Below are 18,755 nucleotides of genomic sequence, written 5' to 3'. Positions count from 1 at the left end.
TATTTCGCCCATGCTAGCCGCATTCTTGTCGGAATTGTAGTTTTATTACCTTAAATCCCCAGCAGCTTGAGTAGCCATGTCCGGTAGGGTGGATTCAGCAGCCCGACGGCGCTGCGTCGAGACTGGATGAAGACGCTGCGCTGGTGGCTGAAGCGCAGGAATCCGGCCTCGCCGTGGTAGGCGCCCATGCCGCTCTCGCCCACCCCGCCGAAGGGTAGGCCGGGCACGGCGCTGTGCCACAGGGTGTCGTTGAAGACCACGCCGCCTGAGCGCGTCTGCTCCATCAGGTGACGGCGACGGGCCGGGTCGTCGGTGAAGGCATACAGCGCCGGTGGGCTCGGACCCTCGGCGACACGCGCCAGTATGGCATCGAAGTCGCGCATGCCGATCACCGGCAGCCAGGGACCGAAGACCTCCTCGCGCATGATCGCAAGGTTCGCGGTGGGATCGATCACCAGGGTCGGCGGCAGCTTCATGCCTCGACTGAACTCCACCCGCTTGCCCAGATCGATCACCCGGCAGCCGTGGTCACGCGCCTCGGCGAGCATGCCCTCGAGCCGGGTGCGCGAAGCGTCGCCGGGCACCGCGGAATAGTCGTCGCCGGCGGTGCCGTGGGGATAGAACGACGCGACCGCCTCGCGCAGCGCCTCGATGAAGGCGGGCAGTCGTGCGGCATCGATCAGCACATGATCCGGGGCGATGCATGTCTGGCCGGCATTGAGCCACTTGCCGAAGGCGATGCGCCGTGCGGCATGGGCCAGGTCGGCGTCATCGGCGACGATGGCCGGGGTCTTGCCGCCCAGTTCCAGGGTCACCGGCGTCAGATTCTCGGCGGCGGCGGTCGCCACTTCCCGGCCGTTACGGGGATGACCCGTGAAGAGCAGGTGATCGAAGGGCAGCCCGGCGAAGGCGCGGCCGACCTGGGCATCGCCCTCGATCACGCAGAGTTCTTCCGGGTCGAAGTAGCGCTCCACCAGCTGAACCATCAGCGCGCTGGTGGTGGGGGCGTTTTCGCTCGGCTTGATCATCACCCGGTTGCCGGCGGCCAGGGCGTCCACGGCCGGTAGCAGCGCCAGGTGCCAGGGATAGTTGGCCGGCGCGATGATGCCCACCACGCCCAGCGGCTGGCGATGGATACGAGCCCGAGCGGGAGCCAGTCGCCAGGGCATGGCCGCCTTCCTGGGCTTCATCCAGCGAGTCAGGCGGCGGCGGGCATGACGCACGGCCTGGATCAGTGGGGCGATCTCCGCCATGCGTGTCTCGGCCTCAGCACGATGGCCGAAGTCCTGGCGGATCGCCTGGACGATCTCGTCGCGGTGGCGGCGGGTCATGGTCGCCAGCCGCTCGAGGCGATCACGGCGGGTCGCCGCCGAGGGAGAGGGCTCGGCGGCGAATGCGTCGCGCTGGTGGTCCAGGCGCGCCTGCAATGCGCGGGCGTCGGCCATGGGCGTCTCCCTGATGAAGTGGTGGAATCGGCGGAAGGGTCTGCGCACAATGTAGGCGCAATGCCGGTGGCTTGTCAGCCGCCGGCCCCTCTTTCCCGAGGTGTCCTGATGTCGGAACTGGTCATGTGCGAGGTATCCGCCATCGAGGCGGTATCGGCGGTGCGATGGAACGCCCTGGTCGACGATGACCACCCCTTCCTGCGTCACGAGTTCCTGCATGCCCTGGAGGCCAGCGGGGCCGCGAGCCCCGATACCGGCTGGGTGCCGCGTCACCTGACCCTCTGGCGGGGCGAGGCGCTGGTCGGGATCATGCCCCACTATCACAAGCATCACTCCTACGGTGAGTACGTCTTCGACTGGGGCTGGGCCGACGCCTGGGAGCGAGCCGGCGGCAACTATTACCCCAAGGGGCTCTCGGCGATCCCCTTCACCCCGGCCCCGGGGCCGCGCCTGGCCCTGGCCGCGGATGTCGATCCGCTGGCCGCCCGTCGTCTGCTGGCCCGGTCCTGGGAGGAGCGTGACCTGTCGAGCTGGCACCTGCTGTTCGCCGAACCGGCCGAGGTGGCGGCCTGGCGCGAGGCTCGCCCGGAGCTGTTGGCGCGCCACGGGGTGCAGTTCCAGTGGCGAGATCGCGGCTATGGCGACTTCGAGGGTTTCCTTGCCGCACTGACCGCCAAGCGGCGTAAGGCGATCCGGCGCGAGCGGCGACTGGTGGCCGACCAGGGGCTGACCCTGCACCGCCTGGAGGGGGAGGCCATCGACGAGGCGGCCATGGCGCACTTCTTCCGCTGCTACGAGATCACCTACCTGGAGCGCGGCCGACATGGCTACCTCGACCTCGACTTCTTCGAACGCCTGCGTCGCACCCTGCCTGAGGTACTGCTGCTGATCCAGGCGCGCCGGGAGGGGCGGCCGGTAGCCGCCGCGCTCTGCCTGCAGGGGGCGCGCACCCTCTATGGGCGCTACTGGGGCAGCGAGGTGGAAGCGGATTGCCTGCACTTCGAGGCCTGCTACTACCAGGGGATCGAACACTGCCTGGAGCGGGGGTTGACGCTCTTCGACCCCGGCACCCAGGGCGAGCACAAGCTCGCCCGGGGCTTCGCCCCGCAGCGGCTCACCTCGCTGCACCATATCGCCGACGCCCGGCTGCGCGATGCCGTCGCGCGCTTCTGCGCCGAGGAGGCGGCCCATGTCGATGGCTACTGCCGAGCGGCCGAGGCGGCGTTACCTTACCGGAGCGACTGACGCTCCAGTGTGCGGACGGTCGGACCCGTGCCATCCGTCGCCGGCGTGGTGATGGCGCCCTGCACCGAAGCGACCGGCCTCAAACCCGAGACATTGTCCCGGAGGTCCTGCCGGCGGGCATTGAAAATGGCATAATGCCGACATCGAATATCTCGTGACGGAACCCTCTGCATGCTCAAGTGGCTGGCCATCGTGCTCACCCTTCTTATCGCCCTGCTGCAGTATCGTCTGTGGCTCGGCGAGGGAGGCATGCGAGAGCTCAGCGAGGTGAGCCATCGTGTGGCCGCCCTGGAGGACGAGAACGCGCCCCTGCGGGCGCGCAAGGAGCGGCTCGCCGCCGAGGTCGTGGATCTCAAGACCGGTCTCGATGCCATCGAGGAGCGCGCGCGCAGCGATATCGGCATGGTGCGCACCGACGAGCAGTTCTTCTGGGTGCCCGGCGTGGCGGTGGACTCCACTGGTCTAGAGGTCAATGCCGAGCTGGTCGGCATGCCGGCCCCGGGTGCTGAGGCGCGCCAGTGAGCGGCCGGATATGGCTCGTGGTGCCCGCGGCGGGGCAGGGGCGAAGGATGGGCGCCGACCGGCCCAAGCAGTATCTGCCGCTGGCTGGCCGCCCGTTGCTGGTGCGGACCCTGACAAGGTTGCATGAGGCGCTCCCCGGGGCGCGGTTGTGCCTCTGCCTGGACCCGGACGATCACCACTTCGACCCCGCCTGGGTACCCTTCGCTCACTGGCGACGCACCCCCGGCGGGGCCGAGCGGGTCGATTCGGTGGCGAATGCCCTGGACGGTATCGCCCCGGATGCTGCGGACGACGACCTGGTGCTGGTCCACGACGTGGCCAGGCCCTGTGTCACCGTGGGCGACCTGAAGCGGCTGGTGGCTGCCATCGCCGATGATCCTGTGGGTGGGCTCCTGGCCACGCCGGTCGCCGACACCATGAAACGCGACGATGGCGCCGGGCGGGTGCGCGCCACCGAGTCCCGCGATGGGCTCTGGCATGCCCTCACGCCCCAGGGCTTCCGTTTCGGCCTGCTGCGCCGTGCCCTGAACGAGGCGCTGGCGCGGGGCCTTCGCGTGACGGACGAGGCCTCGGCTGTCGAGGTCGTCGGGCTGGCGCCGCAACTGGTGGCCGGGCGTCGCGATAATCTCAAGATCACCCACCCCGAGGACCTGGCCCTGGCCGAGCTGGTGCTGTCTGCCCAGGAATCTGCCCATGAACTGGCCGCCCAGGCCGCCTCGTCGACTCCCGAGGCGCCCCCGCGCGGGGCGAACAGCGCATGATGCGAATCGGCCATGGCTTCGACGTCCACCGCTTCGGCGAGGGCGATCATCTGATGATCGGCGGTGTCGCCATTCCCTTCGACCACGGCTTCGTGGCCCATTCCGACGGCGACGTACTGCTGCATGCGGTCTGCGACGCCCTGCTGGGGGCCTGCGCGCTCGGCGACATCGGTCGCCACTTCCCCGATACCGATCAGGCCTGGGCCGGTGCTGACAGCCGTGCCCTGCTGCGCCATGTTACGGGGCTGGTACGTCAGGCCGGCTACCGTGTCGGCAACCTGGACGCCACGGTACTCGCCCAGGCACCCAGGATGGCGGCGCATGTCAGCACCATGGCCGCTCAAATGGCCGATGACCTCGGCGTGGCGGTCTCCGCGGTAAACGTCAAGGCCACCACCACCGAGCGACTCGGCTTTACCGGCCGAGGCGAGGGCATCGCCGCCGAGGCGGTGGTGCTGCTGATTCGACAGGCTGGGGAGGCGGCCGATGAGTGAGCCCGCGTCGGCAGGACCCGAGGATGCCATCGACTGGCCGCCGGCCTGGCCGCGAGTACTGGACGACGACTGCGGTCCCCCGCCGACCGGCGATTATCGCGCCACCCCAGAGGACTTCCGGGTCGAGGAGGTCCTCGACTTCGCGCCCGAGGGCGAGGGCGAGCACCTCTGGCTGTTCATCGAGAAGCGCGACCTGACCACCGCCATGGTGGCCCGGGACCTGGCCCGGCTCTGCGAAGTCTCTCCCCGAGTGGTCGGCTATGCCGGGATGAAGGATCGCGTGGCCGTGACGCGCCAGTGGCTCTCGGTGCAGTTGCCGGGCCGAGATGCCCCCGAGGACCTGGTCGAGCGGCTCGCCGATCGTGGCATCCGGGTGCTCGATCAGGCCCGACATCCCCGCAAGCTCAAGCGAGGCGTGCACCGGGCCAACCGCTTCCAGCTGCGGCTCACCGGCGCGGCGACCACCGATGCCGGGTTCGCCTCGCGCTGGCAGCGCCTCTGCCGTGATGGCGTCGCCAATTATTTCGGTCCCCAGCGGTTCGGTCCCCACGGCCGCAACCTGCAGCGCGCCCGTGCCGTGCTGGCGCGCGGCTGGCGCAAGCGTGATGATCGCGAGGGCATGCTGCTCTCGGCGGCCCGCAGCTTCCTGTTCAACGAGCTGCTGGCCGAGCGCATCCGCGACGGCAGCTGGGCGACCCCCCTGCCCGGCGACGTGGTGATGCTCGACGGCAGTGCCAGCCAGTTCGGCGTCTCGCCGGACGACGCCGGGCAGCTCGCGGAGCTGCGCGAGAGGGCCGCACGACTCGACCTGCATCCCGCCGGCATACTGTGGGGCGTCGGCGCATCACGTGCCGCCTGCGAGGCCCGGGCCCGAGAGGCCGCCCTGGCCACGGGCTATCCTGGCCTGTGCGGCGGGCTCGAGCATGCCGGGGTCCGCCTGGCGCGCCGGTCGCTGCGGCTGCGCCTCGCTGAGCCGGCGCTGAGCCACGGTGACGAGGCGCTCTGGCTATCCTTCAGCCTGCCCCGGGGCGCGTTCGCCACGGCGGTGCTGCGTGAGCTTATCTCCCATCCCACTCTCGGCCCCCCGCCCTCCGACAGGAGCCCTTGATGCGTCGATTGCTGCTTTCCAATGATGACGGCGTCCATGCCCCGGGCCTGCGTGCCCTGCATGATGCCCTGCTGGCCCATGCGAAGCTGCGGGTAGTGGCGCCCGATCGTGACAAGAGCGGGGCTAGCAACTCGCTGACGCTGAGTCGGCCCCTGGCGCTCTCGTCGCTCGACAACGGCTTCTACAGCGTCGATGGCACGCCGGCTGACTGCGTCTATCTCGGGGTCAACGGTGTCTGGGACGAACGGCCTGACCTGGTGATCTCCGGCATCAACCACGGTGGAAACCTCGGTGACGACGTGCTCTACTCCGGCACCGTGGCGGCCGCCATGGAGGGGCGCAACCTGGGCATGACGGCCATCGCCATGTCGCTGGTCGGCGGGCGCTACTTCGAGACGGCGGGGCGTGTGGCGGCGAGCCTGGTGGGCGCGGCCGACCAGCTCTCGCTGCCTCCGCGCAGCCTGCTCAACGTCAATGTGCCGGACTTGCCGTGGAGCGAGATCCAGGGCTTTCGGGTCACCCGGCTGGGCTATCGCGGCCCGGCGGCCCGACCCCTGGAGGTACGGGACCCGCGAGGCCGTCTGCGTTACTGGATCGCCGCCGTGGGCGAGAATGCCGACGATGGCCCGGACACCGACTTTGCCGCCGTCGAGGCGGGCCATGTTTCCATCACGCCGCTGCAGACCGATTTGACCCGGCATGCAGCGCGCGACGACGTGCAGGACTGGCTGGATGCCCTCATCTGATCTGCTGCGCGGTGTCGGCATGACATCGCAGCGCACCCGTGACCGCATGACGGGCCGCCTGGCCGATCACGGCGTGCGTGATCGCCGGGTCCTGGAAGTCATGGCCCATGAGCCACGCCACCTCTTCCTCGACGAGGCCCTGGCGCATCGCGCCTACGAGGACACCTCCCTGCCCATCGGTCATGGCCAGACCCTCTCTCAGCCCTGGATGGTGGCCCGAATGACCGAGCTGGTGATCCAGGAGGCGCCGTCCCGCGTGCTGGAGGTGGGCACCGGCTCCGGCTACCAGACGCTGGTGCTGTCACGCCTGGTGCAGGAACTCTGGTCGGTGGAACGGATCAATGCCCTGCACCGGCGTGCCGGCGAGCGATTACGTCTGCTCAAGGCACACAATGTCCATCTGCGCCTGGCCGACGGGGGCCATGGCTGGCCAGAAGAGGCGCCCTTCGATGTCATCCTGCTGACCGCCTGTGCTAGTGAACTGCCCGCGCCGTTGCTCGCCCAGCTCGGCGAGGAGGGCGTGCTGATCACGCCGCTGGCCCAGCCGGATGGCCGGCAATGGCTGACCCGCGTGCGCCGCCGGGGAGACAGCTTCGAGTCCGAGCGGCTGGAAACAGTGCGCTTCGTTCCGCTGCTGGAAGGTGTCATTCGCTGACAGGCGTCATTCGCTACAAGGAGTCATACGTTGAAAGGAGTTCGTCGTTGAAGCGTCATCTCGGTATCTTTCTCAGGGGCGCCGGCATGGGGGCGGCCGATGCCGTCCCCGGGGTGTCCGGCGGCACCGTTGCCTTCGTCACCGGCATCTACGAGGAGCTGATCCACACCATCAAGCAGTTCGGCCCCAGCGCCTTCGTTGCCTGGCGGCGCGGCGGGTTGCCGTTGCTGGTGGTCCACCTCAACCTGGCCTTCCTCCTGCCGCTGCTGGCCGGCATCTTCCTCAGCCTGTTCAGCGTGGCGCATCTGGCCGTCTGGCTGATGGACGACTATCCCCAGCTGCTCAACGGTTTCTTCTTCGGCCTGGTGGCCGCCTCGGCCATGGTGGTCAGCCGTCATCCGGCCGACTGGAAGTGGTGGCATCTGCTGCCGCTGGCCGGTGGCCTGCTGCTGGCCCATGGCCTGCCGTCGCTTATGCCGCTGGTCACCCAGCTCGGCAATCCCGACCTGGTGCTGGTGGTGGGCGGGGCCATTGCTATCAGCGCCCTGCTGCTTCCCGGCGTGTCGGGCAGCTTCCTGCTGCTGACCATGGGGCTCTACGGCCCGGTGATGCAGGCCATTCGCGTCTTCGACCTGGGGCTTCTCGCACTATTCGGCACGGGGTGCTTGATCGGCCTGTTCGGCTTCTCCCGCCTGCTTTCCTGGCTGCTGCGCCACTACCATACCGCGACCCTGCAATTGCTGGTCGGCTTCATCGTGGGCTCGCTGCCGGTACTCTGGCCGTGGCGTGAGCTGATACGCTACCAGCTGGGCCCCGAGGGTCAGATGATCCCCCTCGACTATCGCTTCCTGACCCCGGCCGACTTCGCCGAGTTGACCGGTGATCCCGCCCGGTTGCCGGCGGTAATCGTCCTGATGCTGGGCGGTGCCGCACTGGTTCTGCTGATCGGCTGGGCCAATCGCTCCGCCGGCCCCGGTGCCTCGTGGCCGGCGACTCGCCGGGATGAGGCCTCCGGGCCCCGACAAGATGCTGACAAGGAGAAAGACGTCGATGCATAAGGTATTTCTGATTTCCGGGCTGGCGCTGGCGCTGGCCGGCTGTGCCGCTCAGCAAGGCGAGAGCGGATCGGTTCAGGTCCGCGACCTCTCGACCAGCCGGGCGGACTCGAGGCCCGCGGCATATACCGTCGAGGCTGGGGATACGCTCTATGGCATCGCCTGGCGCCATGACATGGACTACCGTGACCTGGCTCGTCTCAACCGTATCGGCCCGCCCTATCGCATCGAGCCCGGCCAGCGTCTAGCGCTGGGCGGCGAAGGGGCCGCCGCGGCCGTGGCGTCCGGCCAGGCCGCTGAAGCGGGTGTTTCCGGCAGCTCCGGCGTCGTGGCCACCGGCCTCGGCGGTGAGGCGGCCGGGGACGGCGAAGAACTCGACTGGCTATTGCCCGACGAGACCGCCATCGAGCGCAACCGCCGTCTCTCGACCGAACCCCTGGAAGACGGCGATTCATCCCAGGGGGCCAGTCAGGCGGCCATGGAGAGTGCCGATGCCCCGTCGGGAGCCGACCAGGGTCCCGGGCCGGTCTACAGCTACGACAGTCCCGGGGCGGACGGCACTCTGAGCGAGAGCGACCTCGCCGAACGGCGAGCTCGCGCCGAGCAGTCCGACGCGGCGGCGTCGGAGGCAGCCGATACGCCTGACGCCGGGACGGAGGATCGCGCCGAGGAGGTCGCGCAGGCGTCGCCAGAGCGTGGCGTCGAAACCGTGGCCGCAGCCGATGCCGGGACCGCCGTCGCCGGTGATCCTTCCTCCGAGGAGCGGTCAGGGCGTCGCTACACCCCGGTGGATGAGGTCTCCTGGCAGTGGCCTGCGTCAGGCGAGTTGGTGGGCCGTTTCGGGGAGGGTGGCAGCATCACCGCCGGCATTGATATCGCTGGTCAAAAGGGGCAATCTGTCAAGGCAGCAGGGCCCGGAATAGTGGTCTATGCAGGCAGCGGCGTCAGGGGTTACGGCAACCTGGTGCTGCTCAAGCACAATGATCAGTTTCTGAGTGCCTATGCCCATAATGACACCCTGAACGTCAAGGAGAATGATGTGGTCGAGGCCGGTGAGGTCATCGCCACTATGGGTGACAGCGATGCCGAGGATGTCAGGCTGCATTTCGAGGTTCGTAAGGAGGGCCAGCCTCAGGATCCCCTGGAGTATCTGCCCACGCGCTGACCCTTGCGGCGGGCCGCTGCCTGATGCAGCACTTCCTGGGTGCAACACAATAATAATGTCGTGCGTCGATCGTCTGGCCTTGGACCTGCGGCGCCCGGTAGCAACCACGGGGTAGTAATTGATGAGCATGCTTGAACGGGATCTTCAGGATGTGAATCTGGCGTCCGCTGATGAGACGGATGAGGACGCTGTCGATGCGGAAGATGAGCTGGAGGTCGAGGAGGGCGACGAGGAGGAAACGCTAGACGACGAGGATGCCTTCGAGAAGGCGCTGAGTCGCGAGGATCGTCATCACCGTCAAAAGAGTCTCGATGCCACGCAGATCTATCTCAACGAGATAGGCTTCTCGCCGCTGCTGACGCCCGAAGAAGAGGTCTTCTTCGGGCGCCTGGCCCGCAAGGGAGATCCGCTGGGTCGCTCGCGGATGATCGAGTCAAACCTGCGCCTGGTGGTGAAGATCGCACGGCGCTACCTCAATCGCGGCCTTACCCTGCTCGACCTCATCGAGGAGGGCAACCTGGGCCTGATCCGCGCCGTCGAGAAGTTCGACCCCGAGCGTGGCTTCCGCTTCTCGACCTACGCGACCTGGTGGATTCGACAGACCATCGAACGGGCGCTGATGAACCAGACCCGCACCATCCGCCTGCCGATCCATGTGGTCAAGGAACTCAACATCTACTTGCGCGCGGCCCGCGAGCTGACACAGAAGCTGGATCATGAGGCCACGGCCGAGGAAATCGCCGACCACCTCGACAAGCCGGTGGAGGCCGTCAAGAAGATGATGGGCCTCAACGAGCGTGTCTCCTCCGTCGATTACCCGATGGGCAGTGAGAGCGATAAGCCGCTGATCGAGACCCTGGCCGACGACAATGATCAGGGCCCCGAGTCTACCCTGGTGGATGGTGACGTCCGCCAGCACGTCGATGAATGGCTGGCCGAGCTCACCGAGAAGCAGATGGAAGTGGTGGTTCGCCGCTTCGGCCTCCGGGGCCACGAGGCCGCCACCCTCGAGCAGGTCGGCGAAGAGATCGGCCTGACCCGCGAGAGGGTCCGCCAGATCCAGGTGGAAGCCCTCAAGAAGCTACGCCGCATGCTCGACAAGCAGGGCCTCTCCCTGGATGCCATCTTCGAGTGACACCGCCCGCCGGAGGTTCTCTCCGGCATGGCCATCCCGTTAGGTTCGCGATGGGCAGTTGATCGAGCTGCCCATCAGCTCCTGATTGGAATGAAACCCCAATCGGGGCATGTCATGCAGCGTCTCTTGCCATGAAATCCCGTATTCTTTGGGGGATAATCATGGCCTCCCCACGGCGCGACAGGATACCGATCATGGCCCGGCCGCTGATTGCCGACATCGACCTCGACGCCCTGCGTCACAACTACCGTCTCGCCCGGGACCAGGCGCCCCACAGCCAGGCCGTTGCCGTAATCAAGGCCGATGCCTATGGCCACGGGGCCGTGCCCTGTGCCCGGGCGCTCGAAGACCTGGCGCCGGCCTTCGCCGTGGCCTGCCTCGAGGAGGCCGAGACGCTTCGCGAGGGAGGCATCACCGCCCCCATCGTCCTGCTGGAGGGGGTCTTCGAGGCCGCCGAGCTAGAGCGGGTCGAGGCGCTGGGACTCTGGATGGCGGTCCACAGCGAGTGGCAGCTTCAGGCTCTGCTCGCCTATCGTCCCGCCCGTCCCATCCCGGTCTGGGTCAAGGTGGATTCCGGGATGCATCGCCTGGGCTTTCCGCCCGAGCAGGTGGAGCGGGTCTGGGAGCGGCTCGTCGCGGCCCCGGAGCACGCCTGCGACCTGCACCTGATGAGCCACTTCGCCACCGCCGATGCCCTGGCGCCCGACTACTTCCAGCACCAGATGACGCTTCTGGACGCCCTGGCGAGGCGGCTCGACGCCCCCACCTGCCTGGCCAACTCGCCTGCGACCCTGGCCTGGCCCGCCTCCCACGGTGCCTGGAACCGTCCCGGGGTGATGCTCTATGGCAGCGACCCGCTGGAAGCCTCCAACGAGGCCAGTCGCCGACTGGCCCCGGTGATGACCCTGCGCTCCGCGATCATCGCCGTGCTAGAGATCGCCGCGGGGGAGCCGGTGGGCTATGGCGGACGCTGGCGGGCGCCTCGGCCCTCGCGGATCGGCGTGGTGGCCTGCGGCTACGGCGACGGCTACGACCGCCACGCGGTCGACGGCACCCCAATACTGGTGAACGGCCAGCGCACGGCGCTGGCCGGCAAGGTCTCCATGGACATGCTGACGGTGGACATCACCGACCTGGCCGATGCCGATATCGGCAGCGAGGTAGTGCTCTGGGGCCGGGCGGACAACGGCGAGGTGCTGTCGGTGGACGAGGTGGCGCGCCATTGCGACACCATCAGCTACACCCTGCTCACCGGGGTGCTCCCCAGGGTGCCCAGGCGGTACCATGGGGCGGACTGATCGCCGCACTACGGGAAGCCGCATGTCCACGGACGACACCACCAAGACCTCCTTCGCCCATCCGCGCTACTGGCCCGCCTGGCTCGGCATCGGGGCCATGTACGCGGTGGCCTGGCTGCCCTGGCGGCTGAAGCTGTGGGTGGGCCGTGCCATCGGCCTGGCCGCCTGGCGCTTCGCCGGTCGGCGCCGGCACATCACCGAGACCAATATCCGGCTGTGCTTCCCGGAGCTCGACGCCGACAGGCAGGCCGCCCTGGTGCGGGAGAGCTTCATCGCCAACGGCATCGGCCTGGTCGAGACGGCCACCGGCTGGTGCCGGGATCACGAGCACCTGCGCCACCGGGTGATCTTCCGGGGGCAGGAGCACATGGCGCGGCTGCAGGCGCAGGGCCGGGGCGCGTTGATCCTGGGGATGCACTTCTCGACCCTCGACCTGGGGGGCGCCCTGCATGCGCTCTACTTTCGCGCCGACGCCGTGCAGCGCCCCCACGACAACCCGCTCTTCGACCGCTTCATGGCGCGCGCCCGGGCCCCGTATTTCGATGCGATCCTCGATCGTCACGACCTGCGCGGCGTGGTGCGTCGGATCAAGGCCGGCCATGCGGTCTGGTACTCGCCGGACCAGGACTTCGGCCGCGATGCCAGCGTCTTCGCACCCTTCTTTGGCGTCGAGGCGGCCACAGTGCGCATGACCGCCCGCATCGCGCGCATGACCGGAGCGCCGGTGATACCGCTGATCTTCCATCGCAATCCGGACGATCGCACCTACACCCTGGAATATCTGCCGCCCCTCGAGGACTTCCCCAGCGACGACGAGGTGGCCGATGCCGCCCGCGTCAACGCGGTGATCGAGGCGGCGATCCGCCGCCACCCGGAGCAGTACCTGTGGCTGCACCGTCGCTTCAAGACCCGCCCGCGGGGCGAGGCGAAGCTCTACTAACGCCTTCGGGCAGCGATAGGCTAAAAGCACCGAGTGCCAGCCCGAAAAAAGAGAAACCCCACGGACCTCTCGGCCGCAGGGTTTCTCTTCTAGGTTCTAGGTTATAGGTTCTAGCTCCAGCCCGCGAAGCGAGCGTCCTTCCAACGCCGGCGAAGCCGGTCAGGCGTCTATGCGCTTGTACTTCATGCGGTGCGGCGTGTCGTTGCCCACGCGCTTCTTGTGGTCCGCCTCGTAGTCGGTGTAGTTGCCCTCGAAGAACTCCACCCGGGACTCGCCCTCGAAGGCGAGGATGTGGGTGGCGATGCGGTCGAGGAACCAACGGTCGTGGGAGATCACCATGGCGCAGCCGGGGAAGGCCAGCAGGGCCTCTTCCAGGGCGCGCAGGGTCTCGATGTCCAGGTCGTTGGAGGGCTCGTCCAGCAGCAGCACATTGGCGCCCTGCTTCAGGGTCTGGGCCAGCTGCAGGCGACCACGTTCGCCGCCGGAAAGCTCCGAGAGGCGCTTCTGCTGGTCATTGCCCTTGAAGTTGAAGCGACCCACGTAGGCCCGAGAGGAGACCTCGTAGCCGTTGATGTTGAGGATGTCCTGGCCGTCGGAAACCGCTTCCCAGACAGTCTGCTTGTTGTCGAGGGCATCGCGGAGCTGCTCGACATAGGCGATGTCGACCGTGTCGCCGAGCACCACCTCGCCGGCATCGGGCTGCTCCTGACCCGAGATCAGCTTGAACAGGGTCGATTTGCCGGCGCCATTGCCGCCGACGATTCCGATGATCGCTCCCTTGGGTACGCTGAACGACAGATCCTCGTAGAGCAGCTGGCCGTCGAAGGCCTTGGCCACATCGTGGAACTCGATGACCTTGTCACCCAGGCGCGGGCCGGGCGGAATGTAGATCTCGTTGGTCTCGTTGCGCTTCTGGAAGTCGCCCGACTGCATCTCCTCGAAGCGGTTAAGGCGCGCCTTGCTCTTGGCCTGGCGGCCCTTGGCGTTGCTGCGCACCCACTCCAGCTCCTGCTTGATGGCCTTGTTCTTGGAGGCCTCCTGCTTGGCTTCCTGCTCGAGGCGCTTCTCCTTGGCCTCCAGCCAGCCGGAGTAGTTGCCCTCGAAGGGGATGCCCTGGCCGCGGTCGAGCTCGAGGATCCAGCCCGCCACGTTGTCAAGGAAGTAACGGTCGTGGGTGATGGCGACCACGGTGCCGCTGTAGTCGTGCAAGAAGCGCTCCAGCCAGGCCACTGACTCGGCGTCCAGGTGGTTGGTCGGCTCGTCGAGCAGCAGCATGTCCGGATTGGAGAGCAGCAGGCGGCAGAGCGCGACGCGGCGGCGCTCGCCACCGGATAGATGGCCGACGCGGGCCTCCCAGTCGGGCAAGCGCAGGGCCTCGGCCGCCACCTCGAGCTTGCGGTCCAGGTTGTGGGCATCGGAGGCCTCGATGATGTTCTCCAGGCGCGCCTGCTCGGCGGCCAGGGCATCGAAGTCGGCGTCCGGTTCGGCATAGGCGGCGTAGACGGCGTCGAGCTGCTCCTGAGCGGCCTTGATCTCGCCCAGGGCCTCTTCCACGGTCTCGCGGACGTTCTTGTCGTCGTCGAGATGGGGTTCCTGGGGCAGGTAGCCGACATTGATGCCCGGCATGGGGCGCGCCTCACCCTCGAACTCGGTATCGACGCCGGCCATGATGCGCAGCAGGGTCGACTTGCCGGCGCCGTTGAGGCCCAGCACGCCGATCTTTGCGCCCGGGAAGAACGACAGCGAGATGTCCTTGAGGATCTGCTTCTTGGGGGGCACGACCTTGCCCACCCGGTTCATGGTGTAGACGTATTGCGCCATGTAGAGCCACTTTAGTTGGGGAATTTCAGTGGCCACGATGATAGAGCCCGGGGACGGCAAAGGCCAGCGTCCCCGGGTGGTGAGGCAGGGCGTTACTCTTCTTCTTCCTCGAACTCTTCCCAGAGGGACCAGTCGTCCTCGATGGCCTGTCGCAGACGGCGCTCCTCGATCAACGCCTCCACGCGGCGTCGGGCTCGCAGGGTGTCGGCCCGACTGCCGGGGCGTCGGCGGGCCTCGTCGTCATTGACTGCCTCCAGGTAGTCCTGGTCATCATCGTAATGGGTGTCCAGAAGGGGTTCATGGCTCATGTGAAGTCCTCCCATGGCCCGGGGCCGAAGGCTGCCGCCTTCGGCGGATCACTCGATCGCTTCGCGTCCCGGGGGAGTGGAACCAGAAGCGCCAACGGCAACGCTCGTTGCCTGCTGGCTATATATACTCAAGGCGACAGGAGGGCAAGCCTCGGGCGGACTTTTTTACCGCCTCGCCGCCACCGCCCATGCGGGGGCCGTTTAGAGGCCGCGCCTGACAATGAACGGGGGCCGTTTAGAGGCCGCGCCTGACAATGAGCGGGAGCTGTTTAGAAGCCGCGCCCGACCATGCGCGGAATTCAGGAGAGGTCGTGTTCGGCTTTAAGCCGCTCGAGTTCCAGTTGCGCCTCGACACGTTCAGTCACGTCCTTCTGCACGCCGATGTAGTAGTTGAGGTTGTCGTCCTCGTCATGCACGGGCGTGATGGAAAGCTCGTTGTAGAACAGGGTGCCGTCCTTGCGATAATTGCGCAGCACCTCACGGCAGGGACGACCCTCCTGGATGGCTCGGCGGATGGCATCGAGTCCCGGCTGGTCGCGGTCCTCGTTCTGCAGGAAGCGGCAATCCTGGTAGAGGATCTCGTCTGCACTGTAGCCGGTGAGGCGCTCGAAGCCCTGATTGACGTAGATCAGGATGTTCTCGTCGCCCTCCTGCTCGGCGACCACGATGCCATCCTCAGAGGCATCGACGATGCGTTCCAGCAGTTCCGGGCTGATCAGCGGGGATCGTTTCATGCAGGGGCTTCCTGTCGCGGTGCCCATGCCGCGTATCCAGTCGGCGGCAAGGGGTGGGGTATGAGCAACATCATGGCCAGCCGGCGGCCGGATTTCAACGCGCCGATAGGGCTAACCATCACTCCACCTCGGGCAGACACTGTGCGCTGGCGGCGGCGGCGAGGCCCATCAGGGCGAGTACCGCCAGCAGCCCGGCACTGCCGAGCCACTGGGCCAGCAGGCCCACCATGCCGCCCACCACCAGCATCAGCACGCCGGTGAGGGTGTTGGAAAGTGCCACATAGAGTGCCCGGTTGTCGGCCCCGGCCATATCGACGACATAGGTCTTGCGGCCCAGCCGCACGCCGACGTGGACGATCACCAGTACCGCATAGACCAGGGCATAGGGCCAGACGGTCTCGCTCCAGGCCGCCGGCCACCAGGCGAAAACCGCTCCCAGCAGGCAGCCGGCAGCGGTTCCCAGGCCTCCATCGCGCATCACGCGTCGGCTCGAGACGTCGGCGCGCTTTCCCCACAGCGGACTCGCCAGCATGCCGGCTACGCCCGAGACCACGATCAGGATACCCAGGCCGCCGAGCTCGGCCCCGCTCTGCTGCTGACCCAGCAGTGCCACATAGGGCAGCGCCAGGGCGCTGGCCAGCAGCAGGGTGCGCGAGAGGTTGAAGTGCAGGAAATCACGGTCGTCTCGCAGCAGGCACATGCCCTGCTTGATGCTGGCCCAGGCATTTTCGCCGCCTTCCACGGCTCCAGGGATCTCCTCGATGCGCACCGCGCACAGGGCATTCACGGCCCAGCCAAGCGAGGCCACACCGAGCAGCGCGGCCAGCGCCAGCTCCCCGGGACGGTCGCCGAAGAGCATCAGCACGCCGCCGGCGGCGAGGGTGACACCGCCCGCCACGCTCCCGCTCCAGCCCATGAGGGTGCCGCGACGCTGCTTGGCGATGGTCTTGCCCAGTACATCCTTGGTGGCGATCGATGACAGGCCCCGGGCCAGCGACAGGGCCACCAGCACCACCAGCACCAGGGCACCCCCGATGCCTCCGCTGCCGAACAATGCCAGCAGGGCGAGCAGCGCCGCGGCGATGGCCTGCAGAACCCCGCCGAGTACCCACGCCCACTTGCGTTCGGGCTTGAGACGAATGAATCCCGCGATGAACAACTGGGGAAGCAGGGCGCCGGACTCACGGATCGGCACCAGCAGGCCCACCATCCACAGCGGGGCGCCCATCATCCCCAGCAACCAGGGCAGCACCAGGCGGGCGCTGGAGAGTTCGTCGGCCAGCTTGTTGCCCAGGGAGGCGGCGAGATGCAGGAAGAAGTTGCGTGGCTGCTCCCGGCAGGCTGCCTCGGGAATATCCCGACACATCCGGCTGTCCTCGTCGCCGGTGAGCCACTCATAGAGGCGGGTCTGGCTGATCTCGGAGGCGGCCATCGGTACTCCCTGGCTGTTATCATCGAGGCCTCATTGTCGCGACACTCGAGGCTGCATGTCACGTATCAGAATCCACTACTGTACTCAGTGCCAGTGGCTCTTGCGCAGCGCTTGGTACGCTCAGGAGCTGCTTTCCACCTTCGGTGAGGACCTCGCGGGCGTCGAGCTTGCACCCTCTCATGGGGGCCACTTCGAGATCCTCATGGACGAGGCCTCCCTCTGGGAGCGCAAGCGCGACGGAGGCTTCCCCGACATCAAGGCGCTCAAGCAGGCGGTCCGCGACCGTCTCGACCCCGCACGTGACCTCGGGCATATCGACCGATGAGCCAGGTGACCCCTCCCGATGATCGCCAGGCGCTGCTCTTCGGCCTGGGCGCGGTGGCGCTCTGGTCGACGGTCGCCACGGCCTTCAAGGTGGCGCTGGGATACATGTCGCCGCTGGAACTGATGTGGCTGGCCTCGCTGGTATCCTGGGCGCTGATCGGCGTGCTGGTGGCCCGGCAGGGTCTGCTTGGCCAGGCGCTCAGGCGTGGCTGGCGCACCGCGGCCTGGGCCGGGCTGATGAACCCGGTGGCCTACTACCTGGTGCTGTTCGGGGCCTATGATCGCCTTCCGGGACAGGAGGCCATGGCGCTCAACTACACCTGGGCGCTGGCGATGGCCTTTCTTGCCGTGCCGCTGCTCGGCCATCGTCTCACCCGCATCGATGTGCTGGCCGGCCTGATCGCCTACGCCGGGGTCTGGGTGATCGCCACCCGCGGCGCGGTGTTCGACGTGGCCTTCGCCGACCCGCTGGGAGTGGGCCTGGCACTCGTCTCGACACTGCTCTGGGCGCTCTACTGGCTGCTCAATGCCCGCGACCACCGCCCGCCACTGGTCGCGCAGTGGCAGAACTTCAGTGTCGGGGTGCCAGTGCTGACGATCCTGCTGCTGCTCGGCCCCGGGCTGCAGTGGCATGGCTGGGCGGGGCTGGGTGCCGGGGTCTATGTGGGGCTCTTCGAGATGGGCATCGCCTTCGTGCTCTGGCAGATGGCCGTCCACAAGGTGTCGCGCACGGCGAAGGTATCGAACCTGATCTTCCTCTCGCCGCCGGTGTCCCTGCTGCTGCTGTTCTTCATCGTCGGCGAACCGATCCTGCCCTCCACCCTGGTCGGCCTGGTGCTGATCCTCGGTGGCCTGGGACTCCAGCAGTGGCAGAAGACCCCGGCGGCGCCGACTCAGTCATGAGCCGCCAGGGTCAGGCAATGCTCTTCCAGTAGCGACGCGAGATCGGGCCAGACGATATCGAGGATGCGCGGCTGGGCGGCGGCGGTGGGGTGGATGCCGTCGTCCTGCATCAGGCTATCGTCCAGGGCGATGCCCTCGAGCAGGAAGGGCACCAGGGGAACGTCGAACTCATCGGCGAGTCGGTGATAGACCCCGGTGAAGGCGTCACGGTAGGCCTGGCCGTAGTTGGGCGGGATGTCGATGCCCAGCAGCAGCAACTCTGCACCGGCGGCCTGGCTGGCCTCGATCATGTCCGCCATGTTGGCCTCGAACTGCCGCGGCGGCAGGCCGCGCAGGCCATCGTTGCCGCCCAGTTCGATCAGAACAATGTCGGGTTCGTGCTGTCCGAGAAGGTCGGGAAGCCGGCTGGCCCCGCCACTGCTGGTCTCGCCGCTGATACTTGCGTTGATTACCCGCGCCTTTCCGTCCAGGCGCGTCTCGAGCAGGCTGACCCAGCCCTGCTGCTGTTCGATACCGTAGGCGGCGCTCAGGCTGTCGCCCATTACCAGCACCAGTGGGCGTTCCTCGGCCTGGGCGGGATGCACGACCAGGGCCAGCAGCAGGGCCAACACTCCGGCCAGGCCCGCCGCCGTTGCCACCCGGAGACAGTCCGCGAGACCCCGCG

At 67.5% G+C, this 18,755-nt stretch carries 20 protein-coding genes; 14 read left to right on the top strand and 6 right to left on the bottom strand.

Annotated features, from left to right (window positions below):
• Nucleotides 1–50 precede the first annotated feature (50 nt).
• On the bottom strand, nucleotides 51–1,664 hold the full coding sequence (locus ABE960_RS01155; protein WP_349760382.1) for a coniferyl aldehyde dehydrogenase: 1,614 nt from the start codon (nucleotides 1,662–1,664) through the stop codon (nucleotides 51–53).
• On the opposite strand from ABE960_RS01155, the gene ABE960_RS01150 reads away from it, so the two are divergent.
• From ABE960_RS01150 to lpxL, 12 genes are all read left to right on the top strand, one after another.
• On the top strand, nucleotides 1,554–2,690 hold the full coding sequence (locus ABE960_RS01150) for a GNAT family N-acetyltransferase (RefSeq protein ID WP_349760381.1): 1,137 nt from the start codon (nucleotides 1,554–1,556) through the stop codon (nucleotides 2,688–2,690). The two genes, ABE960_RS01155 and ABE960_RS01150, sit on opposite strands and share 111 nt — an antisense overlap.
• Before the next feature lie 171 nt (nucleotides 2,691–2,861).
• The gene (ftsB, locus tag ABE960_RS01145) at nucleotides 2,862–3,212 is read left to right on the top strand and encodes a cell division protein FtsB (protein WP_349760380.1); all 351 of its coding nucleotides are present in this window, start codon (nucleotides 2,862–2,864) and stop codon (nucleotides 3,210–3,212) included.
• On the top strand, nucleotides 3,209–3,973 hold the full coding sequence (gene ispD, locus ABE960_RS01140) for a 2-C-methyl-D-erythritol 4-phosphate cytidylyltransferase (protein ID WP_349760379.1): 765 nt from the start codon (nucleotides 3,209–3,211) through the stop codon (nucleotides 3,971–3,973). The genes ftsB and ispD overlap by 4 nt, the downstream gene beginning before the upstream one ends.
• The gene (gene ispF, locus ABE960_RS01135) at nucleotides 3,973–4,467 is read left to right on the top strand and encodes a 2-C-methyl-D-erythritol 2,4-cyclodiphosphate synthase (protein ID WP_349760787.1); all 495 of its coding nucleotides are present in this window, start codon (nucleotides 3,973–3,975) and stop codon (nucleotides 4,465–4,467) included. Before ispD ends, ispF begins: the two co-directional genes overlap by 1 nt.
• A complete protein-coding gene (gene truD / locus ABE960_RS01130; protein ID WP_349760378.1) occupies nucleotides 4,460–5,575 on the top strand; it encodes a tRNA pseudouridine(13) synthase TruD in 1,116 nt (371 codons plus the stop codon). Before ispF ends, truD begins: the two co-directional genes overlap by 8 nt.
• The gene (gene surE, locus ABE960_RS01125; RefSeq protein ID WP_349760377.1) at nucleotides 5,575–6,321 is read left to right on the top strand and encodes a 5'/3'-nucleotidase SurE; all 747 of its coding nucleotides are present in this window, start codon (nucleotides 5,575–5,577) and stop codon (nucleotides 6,319–6,321) included. Before truD ends, surE begins: the two co-directional genes overlap by 1 nt.
• Entirely contained in the window at nucleotides 6,308–6,976 is a 669-nt protein-coding gene (locus tag ABE960_RS01120) for a protein-L-isoaspartate(D-aspartate) O-methyltransferase (protein ID WP_349760376.1), read from the top strand. Before surE ends, ABE960_RS01120 begins: the two co-directional genes overlap by 14 nt.
• A gap of 47 nt (nucleotides 6,977–7,023) precedes the next feature.
• Nucleotides 7,024–8,034 carry a DUF368 domain-containing protein gene (locus ABE960_RS01115; protein WP_349760375.1) on the top strand — a complete coding sequence of 337 codons (1,011 nt, stop codon included), beginning with the start codon at nucleotides 7,024–7,026 and terminating at the stop codon, nucleotides 8,032–8,034.
• The gene (locus ABE960_RS01110) at nucleotides 8,027–9,196 is read left to right on the top strand and encodes a peptidoglycan DD-metalloendopeptidase family protein (RefSeq protein ID WP_349760374.1); all 1,170 of its coding nucleotides are present in this window, start codon (nucleotides 8,027–8,029) and stop codon (nucleotides 9,194–9,196) included. Before ABE960_RS01115 ends, ABE960_RS01110 begins: the two co-directional genes overlap by 8 nt.
• 121 nt (nucleotides 9,197–9,317) lie before the next feature.
• Nucleotides 9,318–10,331, top strand: coding sequence for an RNA polymerase sigma factor RpoS (gene rpoS, locus ABE960_RS01105; protein WP_432765322.1), 1,014 nt, complete (start codon nucleotides 9,318–9,320; stop codon nucleotides 10,329–10,331).
• 194 nt (nucleotides 10,332–10,525) lie between these two features.
• A complete protein-coding gene (gene alr, locus ABE960_RS01100) occupies nucleotides 10,526–11,629 on the top strand; it encodes an alanine racemase (RefSeq protein ID WP_349760373.1) in 1,104 nt (367 codons plus the stop codon).
• Nucleotides 11,630–11,651: 22 nt separating this feature from the next.
• On the top strand, nucleotides 11,652–12,569 hold the full coding sequence (lpxL, locus tag ABE960_RS01095) for an LpxL/LpxP family Kdo(2)-lipid IV(A) lauroyl/palmitoleoyl acyltransferase (protein ID WP_349760372.1): 918 nt from the start codon (nucleotides 11,652–11,654) through the stop codon (nucleotides 12,567–12,569).
• 159 nt (nucleotides 12,570–12,728) lie between these two features.
• On the opposite strand, the gene ettA is transcribed toward lpxL, so the two are convergent.
• From ettA to ABE960_RS01075, 4 genes are all read right to left on the bottom strand, one after another.
• Nucleotides 12,729–14,390, bottom strand: a complete 1,662-nt coding sequence (gene ettA / locus ABE960_RS01090; protein ID WP_349760371.1) for an energy-dependent translational throttle protein EttA — start codon at nucleotides 14,388–14,390, stop codon at nucleotides 12,729–12,731.
• A 92-nt stretch (nucleotides 14,391–14,482) separates the two neighbouring features.
• Complete coding sequence (locus ABE960_RS01085; RefSeq protein ID WP_349760370.1) at nucleotides 14,483–14,698, bottom strand: PA3496 family putative envelope integrity protein; 216 nt, start codon at nucleotides 14,696–14,698, stop codon at nucleotides 14,483–14,485.
• A 299-nt stretch (nucleotides 14,699–14,997) separates the two neighbouring features.
• Nucleotides 14,998–15,432, bottom strand: coding sequence for a PAS domain-containing protein (locus ABE960_RS01080; protein WP_349760369.1), 435 nt, complete (start codon nucleotides 15,430–15,432; stop codon nucleotides 14,998–15,000).
• 118 nt (nucleotides 15,433–15,550) lie between these two features.
• Nucleotides 15,551–16,864, bottom strand: a complete 1,314-nt coding sequence (locus tag ABE960_RS01075; protein ID WP_349760368.1) for an MFS transporter — start codon at nucleotides 16,862–16,864, stop codon at nucleotides 15,551–15,553.
• 55 nt (nucleotides 16,865–16,919) lie between these two features.
• Between ABE960_RS01075 and ABE960_RS01070 the strand changes: the two genes are divergently transcribed.
• Nucleotides 16,920–17,189, top strand: a complete 270-nt coding sequence (locus tag ABE960_RS01070; protein ID WP_349760367.1) for an Rdx family protein — start codon at nucleotides 16,920–16,922, stop codon at nucleotides 17,187–17,189.
• The gene (locus ABE960_RS01065) at nucleotides 17,186–18,091 is read left to right on the top strand and encodes a DMT family transporter (RefSeq protein WP_349760366.1); all 906 of its coding nucleotides are present in this window, start codon (nucleotides 17,186–17,188) and stop codon (nucleotides 18,089–18,091) included. The genes ABE960_RS01070 and ABE960_RS01065 overlap by 4 nt, the downstream gene beginning before the upstream one ends.
• Here the strand turns inward: ABE960_RS01065 and ABE960_RS01060 are convergent.
• Nucleotides 18,082–18,729 (bottom strand): arylesterase, encoded by a 648-nt coding sequence (locus tag ABE960_RS01060; RefSeq protein ID WP_432765321.1) that lies wholly within the window; start codon nucleotides 18,727–18,729, stop codon nucleotides 18,082–18,084. The genes ABE960_RS01065 and ABE960_RS01060 overlap by 10 nt on opposite strands.
• Nucleotides 18,730–18,755: the final 26 nt, after the last annotated feature.

The organism is Halomonas aquatica (assembly GCF_040196335.1).
GTDB classification, from domain to species: Bacteria; Pseudomonadota; Gammaproteobacteria; order Pseudomonadales; family Halomonadaceae; genus Halomonas; species Halomonas aquatica.
The sequence above is the reverse complement of the archived record's forward strand: the minus strand, read 5'-3'. Positions and strand labels throughout refer to the sequence as shown.